At 67.3% G+C, this 18,870-nt stretch carries 20 protein-coding genes; 10 read left to right on the forward strand and 10 right to left on the reverse strand.

Annotated features, from left to right (window positions below; all coding sequences use genetic code 11):
• Positions 1-2 precede the first annotated feature (2 nt).
• The 3 genes from LE197_RS15180 to LE197_RS15190 all read right to left on the reverse strand — a co-directional run bounded on the left by LE197_RS15180 (position 3) and on the right by LE197_RS15190 (position 1,944).
• The gene (locus tag LE197_RS15180) at positions 3-479 is read right to left on the reverse strand and encodes a YbaK/EbsC family protein (protein ID WP_016263734.1); all 477 of its coding nucleotides are present in this window, start codon (positions 477-479) and stop codon (positions 3-5) included.
• A 68-nt stretch (positions 480-547) separates the two neighbouring features.
• Positions 548-1,654: a WD40/YVTN/BNR-like repeat-containing protein gene (locus LE197_RS15185; protein WP_016263735.1), complete on the reverse strand. Its 1,107-nt coding sequence runs from the start codon at positions 1,652-1,654 to the stop codon at positions 548-550.
• Positions 1,655-1,674: 20 nt separating this feature from the next.
• Positions 1,675-1,944 (reverse strand): MoaD/ThiS family protein, encoded by a 270-nt coding sequence (locus LE197_RS15190; RefSeq protein ID WP_003086912.1) that lies wholly within the window; start codon positions 1,942-1,944, stop codon positions 1,675-1,677.
• Between the two features lie 257 nt (positions 1,945-2,201).
• Here LE197_RS15190 and LE197_RS15195 point away from each other — a divergent pair, with 257 nt between their 5' ends.
• The 3 genes from LE197_RS15195 to LE197_RS15205 all read left to right on the forward strand — a co-directional run bounded on the left by LE197_RS15195 (position 2,202) and on the right by LE197_RS15205 (position 4,449).
• The gene (locus tag LE197_RS15195) at positions 2,202-2,627 is read left to right on the forward strand and encodes a YciI family protein (protein WP_003086910.1); all 426 of its coding nucleotides are present in this window, start codon (positions 2,202-2,204) and stop codon (positions 2,625-2,627) included.
• A 36-nt stretch (positions 2,628-2,663) separates the two neighbouring features.
• Positions 2,664-3,077, forward strand: a complete 414-nt coding sequence (locus LE197_RS15200) for a VOC family protein (RefSeq protein WP_003082839.1) — start codon at positions 2,664-2,666, stop codon at positions 3,075-3,077.
• Between the two features lie 169 nt (positions 3,078-3,246).
• The gene (locus tag LE197_RS15205) at positions 3,247-4,449 is read left to right on the forward strand and encodes an MFS transporter (RefSeq protein ID WP_023109034.1); all 1,203 of its coding nucleotides are present in this window, start codon (positions 3,247-3,249) and stop codon (positions 4,447-4,449) included.
• Between the two features lie 7 nt (positions 4,450-4,456).
• Here LE197_RS15205 and LE197_RS15210 read toward each other — a convergent pair whose 3' ends face one another.
• The 4 genes from LE197_RS15210 to LE197_RS15225 all read right to left on the reverse strand — a co-directional run bounded on the left by LE197_RS15210 (position 4,457) and on the right by LE197_RS15225 (position 7,493).
• A complete protein-coding gene (locus LE197_RS15210; RefSeq protein WP_031638047.1) occupies positions 4,457-5,680 on the reverse strand; it encodes an RNA polymerase sigma factor in 1,224 nt (407 codons plus the stop codon).
• Positions 5,681-5,697: 17 nt separating this feature from the next.
• On the reverse strand, positions 5,698-6,447 hold the full coding sequence (locus LE197_RS15215; RefSeq protein ID WP_016263737.1) for a DUF899 domain-containing protein: 750 nt from the start codon (positions 6,445-6,447) through the stop codon (positions 5,698-5,700).
• A gap of 174 nt (positions 6,448-6,621) precedes the next feature.
• On the reverse strand, positions 6,622-6,972 hold the full coding sequence (locus LE197_RS15220; RefSeq protein ID WP_003082795.1) for a YciI family protein: 351 nt from the start codon (positions 6,970-6,972) through the stop codon (positions 6,622-6,624).
• 182 nt (positions 6,973-7,154) lie between these two features.
• On the reverse strand, positions 7,155-7,493 hold the full coding sequence (locus tag LE197_RS15225; protein WP_003112384.1) for a hypothetical protein: 339 nt from the start codon (positions 7,491-7,493) through the stop codon (positions 7,155-7,157).
• Between the two features lie 434 nt (positions 7,494-7,927).
• Here LE197_RS15225 and LE197_RS15230 point away from each other — a divergent pair, with 434 nt between their 5' ends.
• Together LE197_RS15230 and LE197_RS15235 are read left to right on the forward strand one after the other, a co-directional pair.
• Positions 7,928-8,620, forward strand: a complete 693-nt coding sequence (locus LE197_RS15230; RefSeq protein ID WP_003082787.1) for a helix-turn-helix transcriptional regulator — start codon at positions 7,928-7,930, stop codon at positions 8,618-8,620.
• 65 nt (positions 8,621-8,685) lie between these two features.
• On the forward strand, positions 8,686-10,251 hold the full coding sequence (locus LE197_RS15235; protein ID WP_010792047.1) for an Orn/Lys/Arg decarboxylase N-terminal domain-containing protein: 1,566 nt from the start codon (positions 8,686-8,688) through the stop codon (positions 10,249-10,251).
• A 10-nt stretch (positions 10,252-10,261) separates the two neighbouring features.
• Here LE197_RS15235 and LE197_RS15240 read toward each other — a convergent pair whose 3' ends face one another.
• The 3 genes from LE197_RS15240 to pagP form a co-directional block, all read right to left on the reverse strand.
• Positions 10,262-11,851, reverse strand: coding sequence for a RimK family protein (locus tag LE197_RS15240; protein WP_016263738.1), 1,590 nt, complete (start codon positions 11,849-11,851; stop codon positions 10,262-10,264).
• A 183-nt stretch (positions 11,852-12,034) separates the two neighbouring features.
• On the reverse strand, positions 12,035-12,829 hold the full coding sequence (locus tag LE197_RS15245; protein WP_023109035.1) for an SDR family NAD(P)-dependent oxidoreductase: 795 nt from the start codon (positions 12,827-12,829) through the stop codon (positions 12,035-12,037).
• Positions 12,830-12,924: 95 nt separating this feature from the next.
• Positions 12,925-13,383: a palmitoyltransferase PagP gene (gene pagP / locus LE197_RS15250; RefSeq protein WP_003082771.1), complete on the reverse strand. Its 459-nt coding sequence runs from the start codon at positions 13,381-13,383 to the stop codon at positions 12,925-12,927.
• Positions 13,384-13,834: 451 nt separating this feature from the next.
• On the opposite strand from pagP, the gene LE197_RS15255 reads away from it, so the two are divergent.
• The 5 genes from LE197_RS15255 (at position 13,835) to ggt (ending at position 18,839) form a co-directional block, all read left to right on the forward strand.
• Positions 13,835-14,743 carry a glutamate/aspartate ABC transporter substrate-binding protein gene (locus tag LE197_RS15255; protein WP_003124984.1) on the forward strand — a complete coding sequence of 303 codons (909 nt, stop codon included), beginning with the start codon at positions 13,835-13,837 and terminating at the stop codon, positions 14,741-14,743.
• A 202-nt stretch (positions 14,744-14,945) separates the two neighbouring features.
• Positions 14,946-15,692 carry an amino acid ABC transporter permease gene (locus LE197_RS15260; RefSeq protein ID WP_003082767.1) on the forward strand — a complete coding sequence of 249 codons (747 nt, stop codon included), beginning with the start codon at positions 14,946-14,948 and terminating at the stop codon, positions 15,690-15,692.
• A complete protein-coding gene (locus LE197_RS15265; protein WP_003082765.1) occupies positions 15,689-16,357 on the forward strand; it encodes an amino acid ABC transporter permease in 669 nt (222 codons plus the stop codon). Before LE197_RS15260 ends, LE197_RS15265 begins: the two co-directional genes overlap by 4 nt.
• Entirely contained in the window at positions 16,354-17,088 is a 735-nt protein-coding gene (locus LE197_RS15270) for an amino acid ABC transporter ATP-binding protein (protein WP_003082761.1), read from the forward strand. Before LE197_RS15265 ends, LE197_RS15270 begins: the two co-directional genes overlap by 4 nt.
• A gap of 77 nt (positions 17,089-17,165) precedes the next feature.
• The gene (gene ggt, locus LE197_RS15275; RefSeq protein ID WP_003082758.1) at positions 17,166-18,839 is read left to right on the forward strand and encodes a gamma-glutamyltransferase; all 1,674 of its coding nucleotides are present in this window, start codon (positions 17,166-17,168) and stop codon (positions 18,837-18,839) included.
• Positions 18,840-18,870 lie beyond the last annotated feature (31 nt).

The raw sequence follows: 18,870 nt of genomic DNA on the forward strand, positions 1-18,870 counted from the left end.
CGTCAGGCTTCCTGGAGGACTTCCTGGCACACATCGATCCACTGCGCATCCACCAGCTCGGCCATCCGTTGCGGGGCGATGCGGACCGCGCTGTGCACCGCCCCGGCGGCCGGAAGCACTTCGTCGAAGGCTTGCAGCGAGACATCGCAGTACACCGCCAGCGGCGTCGCCAGGCCGAACGGGCAGACTCCGCCGACCGGGTGCCCGGTCAGCTCGACCACGTCCTCGGCGCCGAGCATCTTCGCCTTGCCGCCGAAGGCGGCCTTGATCTTGCGGTTGTCCAGCCGCGCGTCGCCGCGCGCCACTACCAGTACGGTGCGCTCGCCGACCCGCAGCGACAGGGTCTTGGCGATGCGCCCCGGCTCCACGCCATGGGCCTCGGCGGCCAGGGCGACGGTGGCGGTGCTGGTTTCCAGCTCGATGATGCGCAGGTCCGGGGCTTTCTCGGCGAAGAACCGCCGGACGGATTCGAGGCTCATGGGGTGGGCTCCTTGGCGAAAACCCACGAACCTATGCAAGCGCGCCGAGGCTGTCCAGCACCGCGCGCTCAGGCGAAGCGCACGCAGTAGATAGGCGGCAGGTTGGCGGAGAGCTGCTGCCAGTCCTCCCCGCCGTTCTCGCTGAGCCACAGGCCGCCGGTGGTCGAGCCCATGGCCAGGCGCTCGCCGCTGGGGTCGATGTCCAGGCCGTGGCGGTAGACCAGGTCGTAGGCCGGGCCATCGGGCAGGCCGCGCTCGAGGGTCTCGAAGCTGTGGCCACCGTCCCGGGTGCGGGTGACCACGAAACGGGCGTCCCTGGGAATGCGGCATTCGTCCTTGGTCGCCGGGACGAACCAGGCCGTGTCCGGCTGCCGCGGATGCACGGCGACGGCGAAGCCGAAGCTGGACGGCTCGGCGACCACGCCCTGCCAATGCAGGCCGCCGTCGCTGGAACGGAAGATGCCGTTGTGGTGCTGCACCCAGAGGAACTCCGGGCGCGCCTGGCACTGCACCAGGCGGTGCGGGTCCTGGATCGCCGCCTCCTCGCTCTGCTCCGGCGGCATGTAGTCGGCGCGCATGCCTCTGGTGGTGCAGGTCCAGCTGCGGCCGTCGTCGTGGCTCTGCCAGACGCCGCCGCAGGACACCGCGACGGTGAGGTGGCGACTGTCGCGTGGGTCGACGCAGATGGAATGGATGCCGGGATGGTCGTAGCCGCCGCCGAACCACTGGGCGCGTTCGGGTCGTTCCCAGAGTTCGCGGTTGAGGCGCCAGCTGGCGCCACGGTCGTCGGAACGGAACAGGCCGCCGGGGATGGTTCCGGCCCACAGCGTGCCGGGCCGGTCGGCGCCGCCTGGCTCGAGGATCCACAACTGCTGTAGCGACCAGGGTGGCTCCGCCGCCTGGCCTTCCAGCGGTTCGGCCGCTGGCGGCTGCGGCGGATAGACCGGCACCGCGCATTCCATCCAGTCCGTCGCGCCGGCGTCGCGACGCCACAGCTTGACGCCGAAATGGCCGAGGTTCAGCGCCGCGTAGAGCGCGCCGTCGCGCGGGTCGGCGAGGAGCATGCTCAGCGGCTCGCCGAGGAAGTGGCTGGCCATCGGCAGCCACTGGCCCGCCGCGTTGCGCCGCAGCTCGAACAGGCCCTTGCGGGTGCCGACATAGAGTCGCTCGTTCACCGGATGTCCTCCTCTGTTGGTCAACCGCCGCTCAGCGCCTGCACCACGTAGATCTCGCTATCGTCTTGGAGCGGATCGCCCAATCCCCGGCGATCGCGGACCTGCACGCCATCGACGAACAGCGCCACATGCCGGCGCAGACTGCCCTGGTCGTCGAGCAGGTAGCCGCGCAAGCGCGGCTCGCGGGCGAAGGCCGCCTGCAAGGCGGCGGCGACGGTGGCGGCGCCGACGTCCAGCGCGGGCATGGCGACGTGCCGCTGGATGGCCGGGGCGAAGACGATACGGGGCATGCCGAGGCTCGCGGAAATGGCTCTGCCGGAACAGTGTAGAAGCCCTGCAGGCCACGGCTGGCGCGGCCCGCCCAGCGGTCGGCACACTCCGCAGCGACGCTCGTCGGCCATCCCGGCCGCTCGGCGCGGGCCTCCTATACTGCCCCGGCCAGCGAAAAAACCGCCGTCGCCTGTCGATCCGCCGGCCTGCCGTTCGACCAGTTCGGGAGGCGGGCCAGAACGGGCCGTCATTGCGCAGAACAACAAGGAGAACGCAGATGAGATTCATGGTGATCGTCAAGGCCACTCAGGCTTCCGAAGCCGGCGAGATGCCCAGCGAGGAACTGCTCGCGGCGATGGGCCGCTATAACGAGGAACTGGTCAAGGCCGGGGTGATGCTCGCCGGCGAAGGGCTACAGCCCAGCGCCAAGGGCGCCCGGGTGCGTTTCTCCGGCAACGCGCGGACGGTGATCGACGGCCCCTTCGCCGAGACCCGCGAGCTGATCGCCGGTTTCTGGATGTTCCAGGTGGCCTCCCTGGAAGAGGCCATCGAGTGGGTCAAGCGATGCCCGAACCCATTCGACGGCGAATCCGAGATCGAGATCCGCCAGGTCTTCGAGGCCGAGGACTTCGGCGAGGAGTTCACCCCGGAACTGCGCGAGCGCGAGGAGCGCCTGCGCGCCGAGCTGGAAAAACGCAACTGAACCGCCCCGCACTCCGCCAAGAACGAGGAAAGCGCCATGCAAATCGTCCCCTACCTGATCTTCAACGGTAATTGCCGGGAGGCCTTCAGCTGCTACCACCAGCACCTGGGCGGCACCCTGGAGGCCATGCTGCCGTTCGGCGACAGCCCCGAGTGCGGCGACATCCCGGCCGACTGGAAGGACAAGATCATGCACGCACGGCTGGTGGTCGGCAGCTTCGCCCTGATGGCCTCGGACAATCACCCGGCCTATCCCTACGAAGGCATCAAGGGCTGTTCCATCAGCCTCAACGTCGACAGCAAGGCCGAGGCCGAGCGCCTGTTCAACGCCCTCGCCGAGGGCGGCTCGGTCCAGATGCCGCTGGGCCCGACCTTCTGGGCGGCGAGCTTCGGCATGTTCACCGACCGCTTCGGCGTGGCCTGGATGGTCAACTGCGAGCAGGACCGGTAGCGTCCGCTACGCGGGCCCGCCGCCAGGTGAATCGGCGGCGGGCCCGCGTTCCACTGTGCGCGAGTCGCGATCGATAGACGCACTGCTGCGATAATTTAGGTTGCATTTTAAAACCAAAATTCCTAGCCTCCGCTTTAGTTTCATATTGAAACCTTACGGAGCGCTTCGCATGCCATCCTCGCCATCCTCCCTCCCCTCCGCGCTGGTGCTGCTGTTCGCCGTCGCCTGCGGTCTCAGCGTGGCCAACGTCTATTACGCCCAGCCGCTGCTGGACGTCCTCGGTGCCGAGTTCGCCATCGGCCAGGCCGGGGTCGGCCTGCTGTTCGGCGCGACCCAGGCCGGTTGCGCCCTGGCGCTGCTGCTGGTGGTGCCGCTGGGCGACCTGCTGGAGCGGCGCCGGCTGATGTTCGTCCAGCTCCTGCTGCTGGTGCTGTCGCTGCTGCTGGTGGGCTTCGCCGGCGATACCCTCGGCCTGGCGCTGGGGCTGCTCGGACTGGGCCTGCTCGGCACCGCCATGACCCAGGGACTGCTGGCCTACGCCGCGGCGCTGGCGGCGCCTGGCGAGCGCGGGCGGGTGGTCGGCGCGGCGCAGGGCGGCGTGGTGATCGGCCTGCTGCTGGCGCGCAGCCTGGCCGGGCTGCTCGCCGACCTCGGCGGCTGGCGCAGCGTCTACCTGGTCTCGGCAGCGAGCATGGGCGGGCTCGGCCTGCTGCTCTGGCGGGTACTGCCGGCGGCGCCGAGCAACGAACTGGGGCTGACCTACCGGCAACTGCTCGGCTCGATGTTCGACCTGCTGGCGAGCCAGCGCGTGCTGCAGGTGCGCGGCCTGCTCGGGCTGTTGATGTTCGCCGCCTTCGGGGTGTTCTGGAGCAGCCTGGTATTGCTGCTCGGCGCGCCGCCGCATTCGCTGTCGCACAGCGCCATCGGCGCCTTCGGCCTGGTCGGCGCGCTCGGCGCGCTGGGCGCGGCGCGGGCCGGCAGCCTGGCCGATCGCGGCCACGCCCAGGCGCTCAGCGGCGGCGCCCTGCTGCTGTCCTGGCTGCCGCTCGCCCTCGGCGCGCATTCGCTGGCGGCGCTGATTCTCGGCGTGCTGCTGCTCGATCTCGCCGGCCAGGCGATCCATGTGCTCAACCAGAGCCTGGTCTTCGCCATCGACCCGCGCGCCCACAGCCGCCTGGTGGGTTGCTACATGCTGTTCTACGCCGCCGGCAGCGGCCTCGGCGCCAGCGCCGGCACCGCCATGTACGCCTGGGCCGGCTGGGACGCGGTGAGCCTGCTCGGCGCGGCGATCAGCCTGGCGGCCCTGGCGTTCTGGTGGTTCACCCGTGGCGTTGGCGGCGAAGCGCGTACGGCCTGCGCCAACGGCGCCTGAGCCGGCTTCAATCGAGTTCGCGCAGGCGCTGCTCGATGAAGCGCCGCTCCGGCTCCTGGCGCGCCAGGGCCAGCGCCGCGCGGTAGGCCTCGCGGGCCTCGCGGCGGCGACCGAGACGGCGGCAGAAGTCGGCACGCGCCGAGTGCGCCAGGTGGTAATCGGCCAGTTCACCTCGCGCCAGCAACGCATCGACCACGGCCAGCCCGACCTCGACGCCATCGCGCATGGCCAAGGCCACGGCGCGGTTGAGTTCGACCACCGGCGACGGCACCAGGTACAGCAGCGCGTCGTAGAGGGCGACGATCCGTGCCCAGTCGGTGTCCTCGGCGCGCGGCGCCTGGGCATGTACCGCAACGATCGCCGCCTGCAGGGTGTAGGGCCCGACGCGGCGGCTGGCCAGGGCCCGCTCGACCAGGCCGAGCCCCTCGACGATCAGTCCACGATCCCACAGAGCGCGGTCCTGCTCGTCGAGCCGCACCAGTTCGCCGCTGGCCGAGATCCGCGCCTGGCGCCGCGAGTCGTGCAGCAACATCAGGGCGAGCAGGCCGAGGGCCTCGGGGTCGGGCAGCAGCTCGACCAGCAGGCGGCCGACGCGGATCGCCTCGCCGCTGAGATCGGCGCGGGTCAGGCTGGCGCCGGTGGAGGCCGAGTAGCCCTCGTTGAACACCAGGTAGATCACTTGCAGGACGTTGCCCAGCCGCTCGGGGAGCTCCTCCAGGGTCGGTACCTGGTAGGGAATCCGGGCCTCGCGGATCTTGTTCTTGGCCCGCACGATGCGTTGGGCGATGGCGCTGGGCGCGGCGAGGAAGGCGCGGGCGATCTCCTCGGTGCGCAGGTCGCAGACCTCGCGCAGGGTCAGCGCCACCTGTGCCTCGGGGGTCAGCGCCGGGTGGCAGCAGGTGAAGATCAGGCGTAGCCGGTCGTCTTCCACCGCATCGCCCTCCTCCGCCGGCGCCTCGGCCTGCTCTTCCAGTTGCTCGGCGAGCAGTCGCTGCGAGGCGTCGAAGCGCGCTCGCCGGCGCAGGTTGTCGATGGCCTTGAAGCGCCCAGCGGAAACCAGCCAGGCGCGCGGGTTGCGCGGGATACCGTCGCGCGGCCACTGCTCGACGGCGGCGATGAAGGCGTCGTGCAAGGCCTCCTCGGCCAGCTCGAAATCGCCGAGCAGGCGGATCAGGGTCGCCAGCACGCGCCGCGACTCCTCGCGGTACAGCGCCTCGATGCGGCTGCGCAACGGCTCGCCGTGCTCCCTCAATGGCTGGCCTGCGCGTGGCAGCAGGCGCTTTTCGGCGCCTCGTCGTAGCGGTCGTGGTGACGCAGCCAGTCCATGATCGCGTCCTCGTTGCGCCCCTTGGGCGTCAGGTCGAGGAAGGTGTAGGTGGTGAGCAGGATGTCGAGGCCGCGCGCATAGGCCGAATAGGTGTGGAACACCTCGCCCGCCGGATTGCGCAGGAACACGCTGGCACCCGGCATTTCCTCGCCGGCGTCGGGGGTCGGCTGGTAGTTGTAGTCGACGCTGCCGGCGGCCAGTTGCGCCTTGTCGAAGGACACCCCGAAGTCACGGTTGAAATCGCTGCCGTACGAGGAGTACCAGTCGAAACGCCAGCCCATGCGCCGGCGGAACGCCTGGAACTCTTCCAGGGGCGCGCGCGATACCGCCACCAGGCTGACGTCGTGGTGCGCCAGGTGCCGGTTGGCGCCGTCGATGTGGTCGGCGAGGAACGAACAGCCGACGCAGCCTTCGCTCCAGCCCGGCGCGAACATGAAGTGGTAGACGATTAGCTGGCTATTGCCGCCGAACAACTCGTCCAGCGAACGCTCACCGCGCTCGCCCTGGAAGCGGTAGTCCTTGTCCACCCTGACCCAGGGCAGCTCGCGTCGTTCGGCGGCGACCTGGTCGCGCAGGCGGGTGAGTTGCTTTTCCCGCGCCAGCAGGCGGCGACGGGCGTCCAGCCATTGTTCCCGGCTGCTCACCGGGTGGTCCTGCAAAGAAGGATTCATTGCCGATTCTCCACGGAAATTCTCGGTTTTCCAGCCTGCCCGGGGTCGTTCCGCCAGCGGCGCCGGCGCCCGGTCGCCAGGGCGAAGCCGGCCAGCGAAGCGCCGCCGGCGCACAGCAGGGACAGGGATGCGATGCACAGGGGGCACATGCTTCACCTCCGGCGCCGGGCGCCCTCACTCCCATTCCTTGACCGGTCGCACCTCGACGCAGCCGAGCCGTCCCGGCGGAATCTTCGCGGCGATCTGCAGGGCCTGGTTGAGGTCGCGCGCCTCGATCAGGTAGAAGCCGCCGAGTTGCTCCTTGGTCTCGGCGAACGGCCCGTCGGTCATCGCCAGCCGCCCGCCCTGGTGGCGCAGGGTGGTGGCGGTTTGCACCGACTGCAGGGCGTGCGAGGCGATGTAGTGGCCGGCCTTGCCCAACTGGTCGGAGTAGGTCATGCACTCGTCGACGATGGCGGCAAGCTCCTCGGCCGGCACGGCGGCCAGCTTCGCTTCGTCGAAATAGATCAGGCAGAGGTATTTCATGGCGGTGGGCTCCTGGTGCGGATCGACGATCCGTTCGTTCGGTAGTCGCCCGGCGAGGGCGCCTTTCGACAGTGGCGGGGAAAAAAGCCCGCGGCGCGGACGAACGGTCGGCGCTCGCCGTGGAACGCCGCCGACCGCAGCACAAGCCTAGACCCGCCCGACCACCGGGCGCGGGCCGTCGGTCAGGGCTGACGCGGTGCGTAGGGATTCAGGCGGGGATCGCGCAGCGGGCTTTCCCGGGTCGGCCCGGGATCGTCCTGGCGCAGGCGGAGACTGCCGTTGCCGATCTTCAAGCCGTCCTTGGTCGTCGCCTCCCCGTCGGCGCTGGCCGCGTCGCTGCCCGGCAGGTCCGGCTCGGCGGCCTCCGGTTGCGGCTGTGGCGCGCTGCCCATGGGCAACGGCGCGACCGGCGGCGCGGCGGGCAACGCTGCCGGCAGCTCGTCCGGCAGGGGCGCGGCGAGGGTCGGTTGGCCCAGGCCGGCGAGCACCATGGCCAGGAGCAGGAAAAGCACACGCGACATGACAAAGCCTCGATAGGCCTCGGGACTTCCACCATAGCCGCGCAACGGCCCCGGCGAGCGAAGTACGGACCGGTGGCATCGCGCATTGGAAAAAGGGAACTCCTGGAATTGTTCGATAGGACCCTGGCCACCTCCGTCAGCTGTCAATCGACTTTTCGAACAACGCGCCCGCCCCCTATTAGAACAGCGCAAAAAAACTCGATCAAAAGTACAGCCTGAGCATGAGGTCGCGGATATAACCTGAAATCGAATTGCGCCCCGGCGTAGTTGCTCCGGTAACACTTCGCAGACGCAGGAGTCGAACGCCACCGAAAAGAAGATAGCACTTGCCAGAGAAACTTCCGCAGGACCCAACGAACATCCCGGCACGCACTCGCCTCGCCATCTTTCTTCCATTCAAAGACCCGCCCACATGTAAATGAGTGGAGTAGCCAATGACGCTATTGGATATCGAAAAGCTGCTGGACATGACTCACCACATGTCGGTGCACATTCCCATCGAACTGATCATTTCCTGGGAGCAGAGCGAAGAGGCCTGGAGTGTGAAAGACAACTGTCTCAACTTCGTCTATGTCAATCGTCGCTATACCGAACTGATCACCCCGCGGTTCGGCCAGAAGAACTCCCTGCTGTCCCCCTTCAGTGCCAGCATCGAAGAGCACGACAAGCTGGTCATCCAGACCGGCAAGCGCATCGAGGCCCTGGCGCTGCTCAGGCCGGACGATCATCCGGCGCCCTGCTGCCTGTATTTCGAACGCATGCCGCTGTATGACCGGCGCGGCAATCGCACCGGGGTGATCGCCCATGCCAAGACCCTGACCTCGGTCGCCCCGCGCGGCTTCATCGCCACCGACGGCATCGGTACCTTCACCTTCACGCCCCCCTCGGAGTTGTTCACCTCGCGCGAATGGGACGTGATCTACCTGCTGCTTTCCGGTCTCTCGGAAAAAGAAATAGCCGAACAGATCAGCCGCTCCCTGAGTACCGTCAAGTTTCACAAGAGCAACATCTTCCAGAAGGTCGGTTGCAGTTGCATCGGCGCCTTCAAGGCACTCGCCCGGCAAAAGAAGTGGAACTTCTATATCCCGCCGACCTTCGCCAGCGCCAAGTACATCATCAATCACTAGTCGCGCCTCGCGAGAGCCTTCGGCGTGCCGGGCGACGCTTTTGCCGGCGAAACCGAGCGGTTCGAATGGACAAGGACAACAGCATGTCTCGAAACAATCCTTCGCGTCATTCAATACTCGTCACTTCCAACATAAACGCGGCCAATGATGCGAATCGTCTTTCCGAGCTTTGTCGACAACTGGAAATACGCGGCTATCGACTCTTCCAGGCGCCAAGCCGCAAGGTCGCCCTGGATTTTCTCGGCAACGCCGCGCACCCCGCCGGCATCCTCCTGCTCGTCGCGGAGCCGACAGGCGAGAACGAAGCCGCACAATTAGCGGCGCTCGATGACTTCCGCCAGGTCGCGCCGTCCATCCCGCTGTTCCTGTTGTTTCGTCAACTGCGCATCGAGCAGTTGTCCAGCCAGCTACTGGACGAGGTCCAGGGATGCTTCAACCTGGCCGCCGGCCCCGCACGCTTCATCGCCGAGCGCATCGACAGCGACCTGCGTGAATGGCGCGCCCCGGCGGGCCCCAGGCGGCTGCGCGACTATGCCCCGCCGGTCCCGCGCACGCCGGTGAGCGCCCGCTACAACGGCCGCGCACGCCTCGATCTGGCGCCGGCCAAGCAGTGGCGGATCGGCTCGGAGAGCACCGCGGAGCACCTGGCGACGCCGCTGAACGACCTCTCCACGGCCTACCGCAAGACGTCCGCAGGAGCCCCGGCGGCGCACGCCGGCGACATCGCCGAGGCCTTTCGCCGGGCGCTCTGGGAAGCCGCCGCGCGGCTCGCCAGGGAGGATGGCGATACGTGGTTCTTCGAGATACTGCGGGGCAACCCGGGGCCTGGCATCGAGGCCGGCCGGGAGACGCCGGCGAAGCGCTGGCACGGGCTCGCCGAGACACTCGACAGCAGTCCTCTGCTGGACCCGCTGCGCGTCGCCCTGAGCGCCCCCGGCCTCGATTCGCGCGGTCGCCCGGCCAGCTTCGGAGTACCCGCCGCGGTGGTCTGCCGCTACCTGCGCCGGCACGGCATCGCCCCGTTGCGCACCGGCGACTATCGCTTCCTGCTGCTGTTTCCCCAGGGCGCCAGGGCGGAACACGCGCAGCCGCTGGTGGACAGGCTGTGCGAATTCAAACGCCGGCACGACGACAATGCGCCGCTGAAGCAGGTGTTGCCGGAGTTGCTCGACAGCTCGCCGCTGTACCGCTACATCGGCCTGCGCGAACTCTGCGCGATGATCCACGAAGCCAGCCTGCGGCTGCACCTGACCGCCCTCGCCGACGCCGCCGCCAGGGCTGCCGGCCACGCCGCGCTGGCGCCGGCCACGGTCTATGGGCACCTGGTCAGGGACGAAACCGAAGCGGTGGCGATCGACAGGCTCGGCGGCCGTGTGGTCGCCAGCCTGGTCGGCGTCCATCCGGCGGCCGCGCCGCTGCTGTTGCCCGGCGAACGGGTGGCCGATGAATCGCCGGCGCTGATCGACTACCTGCTGGCCTTGCAGGCCTTCGGCGAGCACTTTCCCGGTTTCGCTCCCGAGTTGCAGGGCATCGAGATCGATGAGCGCGGCCGCTACCGGGTCCGTTGCGTCAGGCCGGCCGCCCTCGCCCGCGGCTCCGGCCTGCGCCTGGCCACGCGCCGGCCGGACTGAGGCGCGCCGTTCAGCGTAGCGCCTTGCTCAACTGGCCACGGTGCTTGAGTTCCAGGCGCTGGACGAAGGCCTGGAGGATGCGCCGGTAGAGTTCGTCGCCGAGCTGGCCGTCCTCGACGCCGGCATCGATATTCGGGTTGTCGTTGACCTCGATGACCAGCACCTTGTCGCCGGCCTGCTTCAGGTCCACCCCGTAGAGGCCGTCGCCGATCAGCCCGGCGGCCTCCAGGGCCAGCTCCAGCACCGCCGGCGGCACCTGCTCCAGCGGCACGGCGCGGCACTCGCCGTTGACGTCCTGGCCGTCGGCCTTGTGGTTGTAGATCTGCCAGTGGCCGCGCGACATGAAGTACTGGCAGGCGTACAGCGGTTGGCGGTCGAGCACGCCGATGCGCCAGTCGTACTCGGTGTAGAAGAACTCCTGGGCCAGCAACAGGACCGAGCGCTCGAACAGCTCGCTCGCCGCCGCCAGCAGTTCGCTGTCGTCGTTGACCTTGACCACGCCACGGGAGAAGCAGCCATCGGGAATCTTCAGCACCAGCGGGAAGCCCAGGCGCCGGGCCACCCGCTGCCAGTCCTGCGGGCGTTCCTTGTAGAGGATCTCGGTGAGCGGCATGCCCAGTTGCCGGCAACCAAGCAGGTCGGCCAGGTAGACCTTGTTGGTGCAGCGCAGGATCGATGCCGGGTCGTCCATCACCACCAGGCCTTCGCGCTCGGCCTTCTCGGCGAAGCGATAGGTATGGTGGTCGACCCGGGTGGTCTCGCGGATCAGCAGGGCGTCGAACTCGGCCAGGCGCGCGTAGTCCTTGCGTCCGATCAGTTCGACGTCGATGCCGAGGCTGGCGCCGACCCGTACGAAGTTGGCCAGCGCCTGCGGGTTGGACGGCGGCAGCGCTTCGTCGGGATCGTGGAGGATCGCCATGTCGTAGCGTGCCACCCGCCGCGAACGCGGCATGCGCCAGGCGCGCCGGCTGAAACCGTCGAGGGCATCGGCGAAGACATCCTCCTGGTCGCTGCGCAAGCGGTTCAGCACGCCAGGGCGCACGCCCTCGATATGCCAGCCCTGCTGGCGACGGAACTCCACCAGCAGGATCGGACAGGGAAAGGCTTCGAACAACTGGCGCGCGAGGTCGGCCAGCGGCTCGAACTCGGTATGGCCGAAATACAGGGTCAGGGTGAAGCCGTCGGTGGCGCCATAGGGCGTACGGCACAGCGCCTTGTCCAGGGCCTTGTCGAGGCCACCCAGGGCCAGCCCGTACACCGACTTGCGAGCCAGTTCGCTGATGCAGCGCAGCGACGGGATCACCCGGTGGCCACGGGCCTCGGCCAGCAGCGAACAGTAGTAGCCGAGGCCGAGGTACTTGTAGCCGCGGCACAGGTTGATCACCTGCACGCGGCGGCCGCCGTGGTCGTGCGCCGATTGCTCGAGGTATTCCTGGGCGGTGAGTACTTCCTCGCTGGGCAGGTAGGAGGCCCAGTCCTCGCGTCGCTCGACGACGATCATCAGGCGGCTGCCGAGGTCGGCGAGAGCCGGCGGTCGGGGTTGCTCGACGGGGGTCATGCGGAGCGACCCGTCGAGGGTGGCTAACGAGGCAGCTGACATGAGTGGCGGTATCCTCTGAATGACGGTACCTGCCGTTCTAGACCTGCCGGCGCCTCCTGTCGCGCCTCGTTACGCAAGCTTTACGAGCGCCGCCGCCAGACGCCGGCGCGGCAACCGGCCAGGGCCGCCGGGTACCGCGCCGCGAGTGCCGAGGAGCATTTTTACGCTGGCGTTGCGCGCTCGTCAGGCCAGGCTGTCGAGCACCCCGCCGTCGACCCGCAGGGCCGCGCCGGTGGTCGCCGAGGCCTGGGTCGAGCAGGTGTAGACCACCAGGTTGGCGACTTCCTCGGGCGTCGCCAGGCGCTGGATGATCGAACTGGAACGGTGCTGCCGGACAAAGGCGGTGCCGGCCTCTTCTATGCTCTGCCCGGCCTTCTGCGCATCCTCGCGGAGCATCTCGGCGACGCCTTCGGTGAGGGTCGGTCCGGGCAGCACCGCATTCACCGTCACCCCGGTGCCGGCCAGGCGCTTGGCCAGGCCGCGCGACACCGAGAGGTTGGCGGTCTTGCTGAAGCCGTAGTGGATCATGTCCGCCGGGATGTTCAACGCCGATTCCGAAGACAGGAACACCACTCGCCCCCAACCCCGCTCGACCATTCCCGGGACGTAGGCGCGGGCCAGGCGTACCCCGGACATCACGTTGACCTCGAAGAAGCGGCTCCACTCGGCGTCCTCGATGTCGAAGAAGTCCTTCAGCTCGAAGATGCCCAGGTTGTTGACCAGGATGTCCGCCTTCGGCTCGGCCGCGACGAAGGCCGCGCAGCCTTCCGCCGCGCCCAGGTCGCCGGCGACGCCGCGTATCCTGGCATCCGGCTGGCCGTTCCGGATCGCCGCGATCGCACGGTCCACCGCCGCCTGGCTGCGTCCGTTGACCACCACGGTGGCGCCGGCGGCGGCGAGGCCGCTGGCGATGGCGAAGCCGATGCCGGCGGTGGAACCGCTGACGATTGCCAGTTTGTCGCTCAGATCGATCTGCATGGGAGTCTCCTGTCGAGTGACGAACCGCTCAGGAACGCGGCTCGGGGAACAGACGACAGCCTAGACCAGCCAGCGTTCCGTGCCCGCCCTGGGCCTCAGAGACGCAGGCCGAGGTTGATCATCGCCGCCGAATTGCCGAGCAGCACCAGCTCGCTGCCCAGCGGGCCGAAGCGAACGCCCACCGAGGGGATGATCGCCGGCGCGACGCCGAAGCGGTTCAGCGGGATCTTGTCGCGGTATTCGCCGCGATAGCCCTGCAACAGGCCGCCGGTGAGCTTCAGGTAGACCGGGTAGCTGTCACTGTCGAAGCGCTTGCCCAGGTAGGCGTAGTTGGAGCGCTGGCTGAACGAGTTGCGGAAGGTCGCGCCGCCGGCCAGCACGCCATCGGCGCGGTTGTATTCGAGGCCGAGCAGGTCCTGGTGATTGTTGTGTTCCGGATCCGGGTTGAAATGCCGGGTGTAGACGCTGGTCTGCAGGTACCAGAAGTCGCCGTCGTCGGCAGCCCAGGCAGGTGCGGCGAGCACGGCCAGCAGGCTCAGGATGAGATAGCGCATGGGGACTCCAGGCGGCCGTCGCCAGGTAAGGAAGGCAAGACGTGACGGCTTGCGCCTCGCAGCGTGAATTCTGCTGAACCCGGCCTGAATCGGGCCTGAACGAAGCCTGAACAATTTCTGAACGAACCGTCAGAAAAACCCGGAATGGCTCAAGAACGGACCTCGGCGAAACGTTCGGAAAACCGAACGCCATGCCCCGAAAATATTCGGAAGAGCGGACGAAAGGCCATTTCGGGGCATTTTCATCCAAATTTAATTTCTTTTACTTTCAAATATTTAGGCTAAAAAAAGCCGGATTTCATAAGCTGGCATGCATCCTGCCACTACACTGTTCGGCAAGCACGATACTCTCGTGGCTTCCCCCGCCGGGGAAAACCGCGAAACACCCTGTCCCGGAGAGGCCAGGCGCTCGCGGCTCAATAAAAATCAAAACAAGTCGAGGAAGAAATTCATGCGTATCGCTCCCAGTCTGCTGAGCACCGCCATCGTGGCCGCTCTGTTGTCCGCTCCGGTCGTCGCTGACGAGCTCACCGGCACGCTGAAGAAGATCAAGGACACCGGCACCATCACCCTCGGTCACCGTGACGCTTCGATTCCCTTCTCCTACCTCGGCACCGAGCCGGGCAAGCCGATCGGCTACTCCCACGACCTGCAACTGAAAGTGGTCGAGGCGGTGAAGAAGGAACTCAACCTCCCCGAGCTGAAGGTCCGCTATAACCTGGTCACCTCGCAGACCCGCATCCCGCTGGTGCAGAACGGCACCGTGGACATCGAGTGCGGCTCCACCACCAACAACGAAGAGCGCCAGAAGCAGGTCGACTTCTCCGTCGGCATCTTCGAGGTCGGCACCCGCCTGCTGTCGAAGAAGACCGCCAACATCAAGGACTTCGACGACCTCAAGGGCAAGAACGTGGTGACCACCGCCGGCACCACCTCCGAGCGCCTGCTCAAGGCCATGAACGCGGACAAGAAGATGGGCATGAACATCATCTCCGCCAAGGACCACGGCGAGTCCTTCATGATGCTCGAATCCGGCCGCGCGGTGGCCTTCATGATGGACGACGCGCTGCTCTACGGCGAAATGGCCAAGGCCAAGAAGCCGGACGACTGGGTCGTCGGCGGCACCCCGCAGTCCTTCGAGATCTACGGCTGCATGGTGCGCAAGGGCGACGCGGCGTTCAAGAAAGTGGTCGACAAGGCCATCACCGATACCTACGCCTCCGGCGAGGTCAACAAGATCTACGACAAGTGGTTCACCCAGCCGATCCCGCCGAAGGGCCTGAACCTCAACTTCCCCATGAGCGAAGAGCTGAAGAAGCTGATCGCCAGCCCGACCGACAAGGCCGCCGAGCAGATGTAACGAGCGCCTGGCGTTCCTCCCGGAGCGCCAGCGCTTCGCGCGTCGCCCCCGCCTCGCAGCGGGGCCTCGGGAACGCGGGAGGGGCCTGCCCCTCCCCAGCCGTCTCCCCCGGAAGAGCAGCGCCGCCGGCCCGCACGGCCGCGCCGGCGCCTGCCTTCCCCGCCAGTGTCTGCAACCGATTGAACCGAGGGGAAACCCCAACATGAATTACAACTGGGACTGGGGCGTGTTCTTCAAGTCCACCGGGATCGGCAGCGAAACCTACCTCGACTGGTACATCGCCGGTCTGGGCTGGACCATCGCCATCGCCCTGGTCGGCTGGATCATCGCCCTGGCGCTGGGCTCGCTGCTCGGCGTCATGCGCACCGTGCCGAACCGCCTGGTATCGGGGATCGCCACCGCCTACGTGGAAATCTTCCGCAACGTGCCGCTGCTGGTGCAGCTGTTCATATGGTACTTCCTGGTACCCGACCTGCTGCCCGAGGGCCTGCAGACCTGGTTCAAGCAGGACCTCAACCCGACTACCTCGGCCTACCTCAGCGTGGTCGTCTGCCTCGGCCTGTTCACCGCCGCGCGGGTCTGCGAGCAGGTGCGCACCGGCATCCAGGCGCTGCCCTACGGGCAGACCTCGGCGGCCCGCGCGATGGGCTTCCGCCTGCCGCAGATCTACCGCCACGTGCTGCTGCCGCAGGCCTTCCGGATCATCATCCCGCCGCTGACCTCGGAGTTCCTCAACATCTTCAAGAACTCCTCGGTGGCGTCGCTGATCGGCCTGATGGAGCTGCTGGCGCAGACCAAGCAGACCGCCGAGTTCTCCGCCAACCTGTTCGAGGCCTTCACCCTGGCCACGCTGATCTACTTCACGCTGAACATGAGCCTGATGCTGATCATGCGCCTGGTGGAGAGAAAGGTCGCCGTACCGGGCCTGATCTCCGTAGGAGGTAAATGATGGACTTCAGTGGAATCGTTCCCGCCCTGCCGAGCCTCTGGGAAGGCATGCTGATGACCCTCAAGCTGATGGTCCTCGGCGTCCTCGGCGGCGTCGCGCTGGGTACCGTGCTGGCGCTGATGCGGCTGTCGCACAGCAAGTTGCTGTCGAACATCGCCGGCTTCTACGTCAACTACTTCCGCTCAATCCCGCTGCTGCTGGTGATCACCTGGTTCTACTTCGCGGTGCCCTTCATCCTGCGCTGGATCACCGGCGAGGACACCCCGGTGGGGGCGTTCACCTCCTGCCTGGTGGCCTTCATGATGTTCGAGGCGGCCTACTACTGCGAGATCGTCCGCGCCGGCATCCAGGCCATCCCGAAAGGCCAGATGGGCGCCGCCCAGGCACTGGGCATGACCTACGGGCAGACCATGCGCCTGGTGATCCTGCCGCAGGCGTTCCGCAAGATGACCCCGCTGCTGCTGCAACAGAGCATCATCCTGTTCCAGGACACCTCGCTGGTCTATACCGTCGGCCTGATGGACTTCCTCAATTCGGCCCGTTCGCGCGGCGACATCATCGGCCAGGCCAACGAGTTCCTGATTTTCGCCGGCCTGGTCTACTTCGTCGTAAGCTTCACCGCCTCGTTCGCCGTCAAACGTCTGCAGAAAAGGTTAACCGTATGATTTCCATCAAGAATGTCAGCAAGTGGTATGGCGACTTCCAGGTCCTGACCGACTGCTCCACCGAGGTTGCGAAAGGCGAAGTGGTGGTGGTCTGCGGGCCGTCGGGCTCGGGCAAGTCGACCCTGATCAAGTGCGTCAACGCACTGGAACCCTTCCAGAAGGGCGACATCGTCGTCGACGGCACCTCCATCGCCGATCCGAAGACCAACCTGCCCAAGCTGCGCTCGCGGGTCGGCATGGTGTTCCAGCATTTCGAGCTGTTTCCCCACCTGAGCATCACCGAGAACCTGACCATCGCGCAGATCAAGGTACTCGGCCGCAGCAAGGAAGAAGCCACCAAGAAGGGCCTGGCCCTGCTCGAGCGCGTCGGTCTCAAGGAGCACGCGCACAAGCACCCCGGCCAGCTCTCCGGCGGCCAGCAGCAGCGCGTGGCGATCGCCCGCGCGCTGGCGATGGACCCGGTGGTGATGCTGTTCGACGAGCCGACCTCGGCGCTCGACCCGGAAATGGTCAACGAAGTGCTCGACGTGATGGTCCAGCTGGCCCACGAAGGCATGACCATGATGTGCGTGACCCACGAGATGGGCTTCGCGCGCAAGGTCGCCAACCGGGTGATCTTCATGGACCGCGGGCAGATCGTGGAAGACTGCGAGAAGGAGGAGTTCTTCGGCGACGTCAGCGCCCGCTCCGAACGTGCCCAGCAGTTCCTCGCCAAGATCCTCCCGCACTGATGTACCCGCCCTCGCCGGCCCGCCCGGCGGGGGCCTGCTCCACCCTCGCCTGCGATAACAATAAATAGGGAAAGCCCATGCAACCTGTGCTCTTCAGAACCCTGTCCCTCGGCGTCGCCATTGCCGCCGCATCCTCCTCGGCCTTCGCCGCCACGCTCGACGGCGGCGCCGTCGCCGCGCCCGACGAGTACGGCGCCAAGGTCGCCGCGCAGATCCTCAAGGCCGGCGGCAACGCGGTGGACGCCGCGGTGGCCACCGCCTTCACCCTGGCGGTCACCTACCCCGAGGCCGGCAACATCGGCGGCGGCGGCTTCATGACCCTGTACATGGACGGCAAGCCGTACTTCCTCGACTACCGCGAGGTGGCGCCGAAGGCCGCGAGCAAGACCATGTACCTGGACGACAAGGGCGAGGTGATCGAGAACCTCAGCCTGGTCGGCGCCAAGGCCGCCGGCGTGCCGGGCACCGTGATGGGCCTCTGGGAAGCCCACAAGCGGTTCGGCAAGCTGCCCTGGAGCGAGCTGCTGACCCCGGCCATCGGCTACGCGCAAAAGGGCTTCAAGGTCGCCGACAAGCAGTTCCAGTACCGCCAGGACGCCGTCGCCCTGTTCAACGGCAAGACCAACTTCGGCGACTACTTCGGCCACATGAAGGCCGGCGAGGCGTTCCTCCAGCCGGACCTGGCGAAGACCCTGGAGCGTATCGCCGACAAGGGCCCGGACGAGTTCTACAAAGGCCATACCGCCGACCTGCTGGTGGCACAGATGCAGCAGGACAAGGGACTGATCACCCACCAGGACCTCGCCGACTACAAGGTCAGGTGGCGCGAACCGATGCGCGTCGACTGGCAGGGCAACACGCTCTATACCGCGCCGCTGCCAAGCTCCGGCGGGATCGCCCTGGCCCAGTTGCTGGGCATCAAGGAAAACCGTGCCGCCGACTTCAAGGGCGTCGAGCTGAACTCCGCGCGCTACATCCACCTGCTGGCGGAGATCGAGAAACGCGTGTTCGCCGACCGCGCCGACTACCTCGGCGACCCGGACTTCTCCAAGGTCCCGGAGGCGCGCCTGACCGATCCGGCATACCTGAAGCAGCGTGCCGCCGAGGTCAATCCGACGGCGATCTCGCCGACCGAGAAGGTCCGTCCCGGCCTGGAGCCGCACCAGACCACGCACTTCTCCATCGTCGACGCCGACGGCAACGCGGTGAGCAACACCTACACCCTCAACTGGGACTTCGGCAGCGGCGTGGTGGTCAAGGGCGCTGGCTTCCTGCTCAACGACGAGATGGACGACTTCAGCGCCAAACCGGGCGTGGCCAACGCCTTCGGCGTGGTCGGCAGCGACGCCAACGCCATCGAGCCGGGCAAGCGCATGCTCTCCTCGATGAGCCCGAGCATCGTCACCCGCGACGGCAAGGTCAGCCTGGTGGTCGGCACTCCCGGCGGCTCGCGGATCTTCACCTCGATCTTCCAGGTGCTGAACAACATCTACGACTTCCACCTGCCGCTGGAGAAGGCCGTGGCCGCGCAGCGCGTGCACCACCAGTTGCTGCCCAAGGACACGATCTACTACGACGCCTACGCGCCGCTCGCCGGCAAGGTCGCCGAGGAGCTGAAGGCGATGGGCTACACCCTGGAGGACCAGGGCTGGAACATGGGCGATATCCAGGCCATCCGCGTCGACGGCAAGGCCCTGGAGACCGCCTCCGATCCCCGTGGCCGCGGCGTCGGCCTGGTGGTGAAACCCTGACAGGACGGCGGGCGGCCGACGCCGCCCGCGC

Source organism: Pseudomonas sp. PS1(2021) (genome assembly GCF_020405165.1).
Classification (GTDB): domain Bacteria; phylum Pseudomonadota; class Gammaproteobacteria; order Pseudomonadales; family Pseudomonadaceae; genus Pseudomonas; species Pseudomonas aeruginosa.

What these genes read in the sequence shown, in the direction of transcription:
- LE197_RS15220 (WP_003082795.1), bottom strand. Translation starts at nt 6,972, where the DNA reads ATGAAATACCTCTGCCTGATCTATTTCGACGAAGCGAAGCTGGCCGCC.
- LE197_RS15225 (WP_003112384.1), bottom strand. Translation starts at nt 7,493, where the DNA reads ATGTCGCGTGTGCTTTTCCTGCTCCTGGCCATGGTGCTCGCCGGCCTG.
- LE197_RS15215 (WP_016263737.1), bottom strand. Translation starts at nt 6,447, where the DNA reads ATGAATCCTTCTTTGCAGGACCACCCGGTGAGCAGCCGGGAACAATGG.
- ggt (WP_003082758.1), top strand. Translation starts at nt 17,166, where the DNA reads ATGCAACCTGTGCTCTTCAGAACCCTGTCCCTCGGCGTCGCCATTGCC.
- LE197_RS15230 (WP_003082787.1), top strand. Translation starts at nt 7,928, where the DNA reads ATGACGCTATTGGATATCGAAAAGCTGCTGGACATGACTCACCACATG.
- LE197_RS15195 (WP_003086910.1), top strand. Translation starts at nt 2,202, where the DNA reads ATGAGATTCATGGTGATCGTCAAGGCCACTCAGGCTTCCGAAGCCGGC.
- LE197_RS15205 (WP_023109034.1), top strand. Translation starts at nt 3,247, where the DNA reads ATGCCATCCTCGCCATCCTCCCTCCCCTCCGCGCTGGTGCTGCTGTTC.
- LE197_RS15245 (WP_023109035.1), bottom strand. Translation starts at nt 12,829, where the DNA reads ATGCAGATCGATCTGAGCGACAAACTGGCAATCGTCAGCGGTTCCACC.
- pagP (WP_003082771.1), bottom strand. Translation starts at nt 13,383, where the DNA reads ATGCGCTATCTCATCCTGAGCCTGCTGGCCGTGCTCGCCGCACCTGCC.
- LE197_RS15235 (WP_010792047.1), top strand. Translation starts at nt 8,686, where the DNA reads ATGGACAAGGACAACAGCATGTCTCGAAACAATCCTTCGCGTCATTCA.
- LE197_RS15180 (WP_016263734.1), bottom strand. Translation starts at nt 479, where the DNA reads ATGAGCCTCGAATCCGTCCGGCGGTTCTTCGCCGAGAAAGCCCCGGAC.
- LE197_RS15255 (WP_003124984.1), top strand. Translation starts at nt 13,835, where the DNA reads ATGCGTATCGCTCCCAGTCTGCTGAGCACCGCCATCGTGGCCGCTCTG.
- LE197_RS15260 (WP_003082767.1), top strand. Translation starts at nt 14,946, where the DNA reads ATGAATTACAACTGGGACTGGGGCGTGTTCTTCAAGTCCACCGGGATC.
- LE197_RS15200 (WP_003082839.1), top strand. Translation starts at nt 2,664, where the DNA reads ATGCAAATCGTCCCCTACCTGATCTTCAACGGTAATTGCCGGGAGGCC.
- LE197_RS15240 (WP_016263738.1), bottom strand. Translation starts at nt 11,851, where the DNA reads ATGTCAGCTGCCTCGTTAGCCACCCTCGACGGGTCGCTCCGCATGACC.
- LE197_RS15265 (WP_003082765.1), top strand. Translation starts at nt 15,689, where the DNA reads ATGATGGACTTCAGTGGAATCGTTCCCGCCCTGCCGAGCCTCTGGGAA.
- LE197_RS15270 (WP_003082761.1), top strand. Translation starts at nt 16,354, where the DNA reads ATGATTTCCATCAAGAATGTCAGCAAGTGGTATGGCGACTTCCAGGTC.
- LE197_RS15190 (WP_003086912.1), bottom strand. Translation starts at nt 1,944, where the DNA reads ATGCCCCGTATCGTCTTCGCCCCGGCCATCCAGCGGCACGTCGCCATG.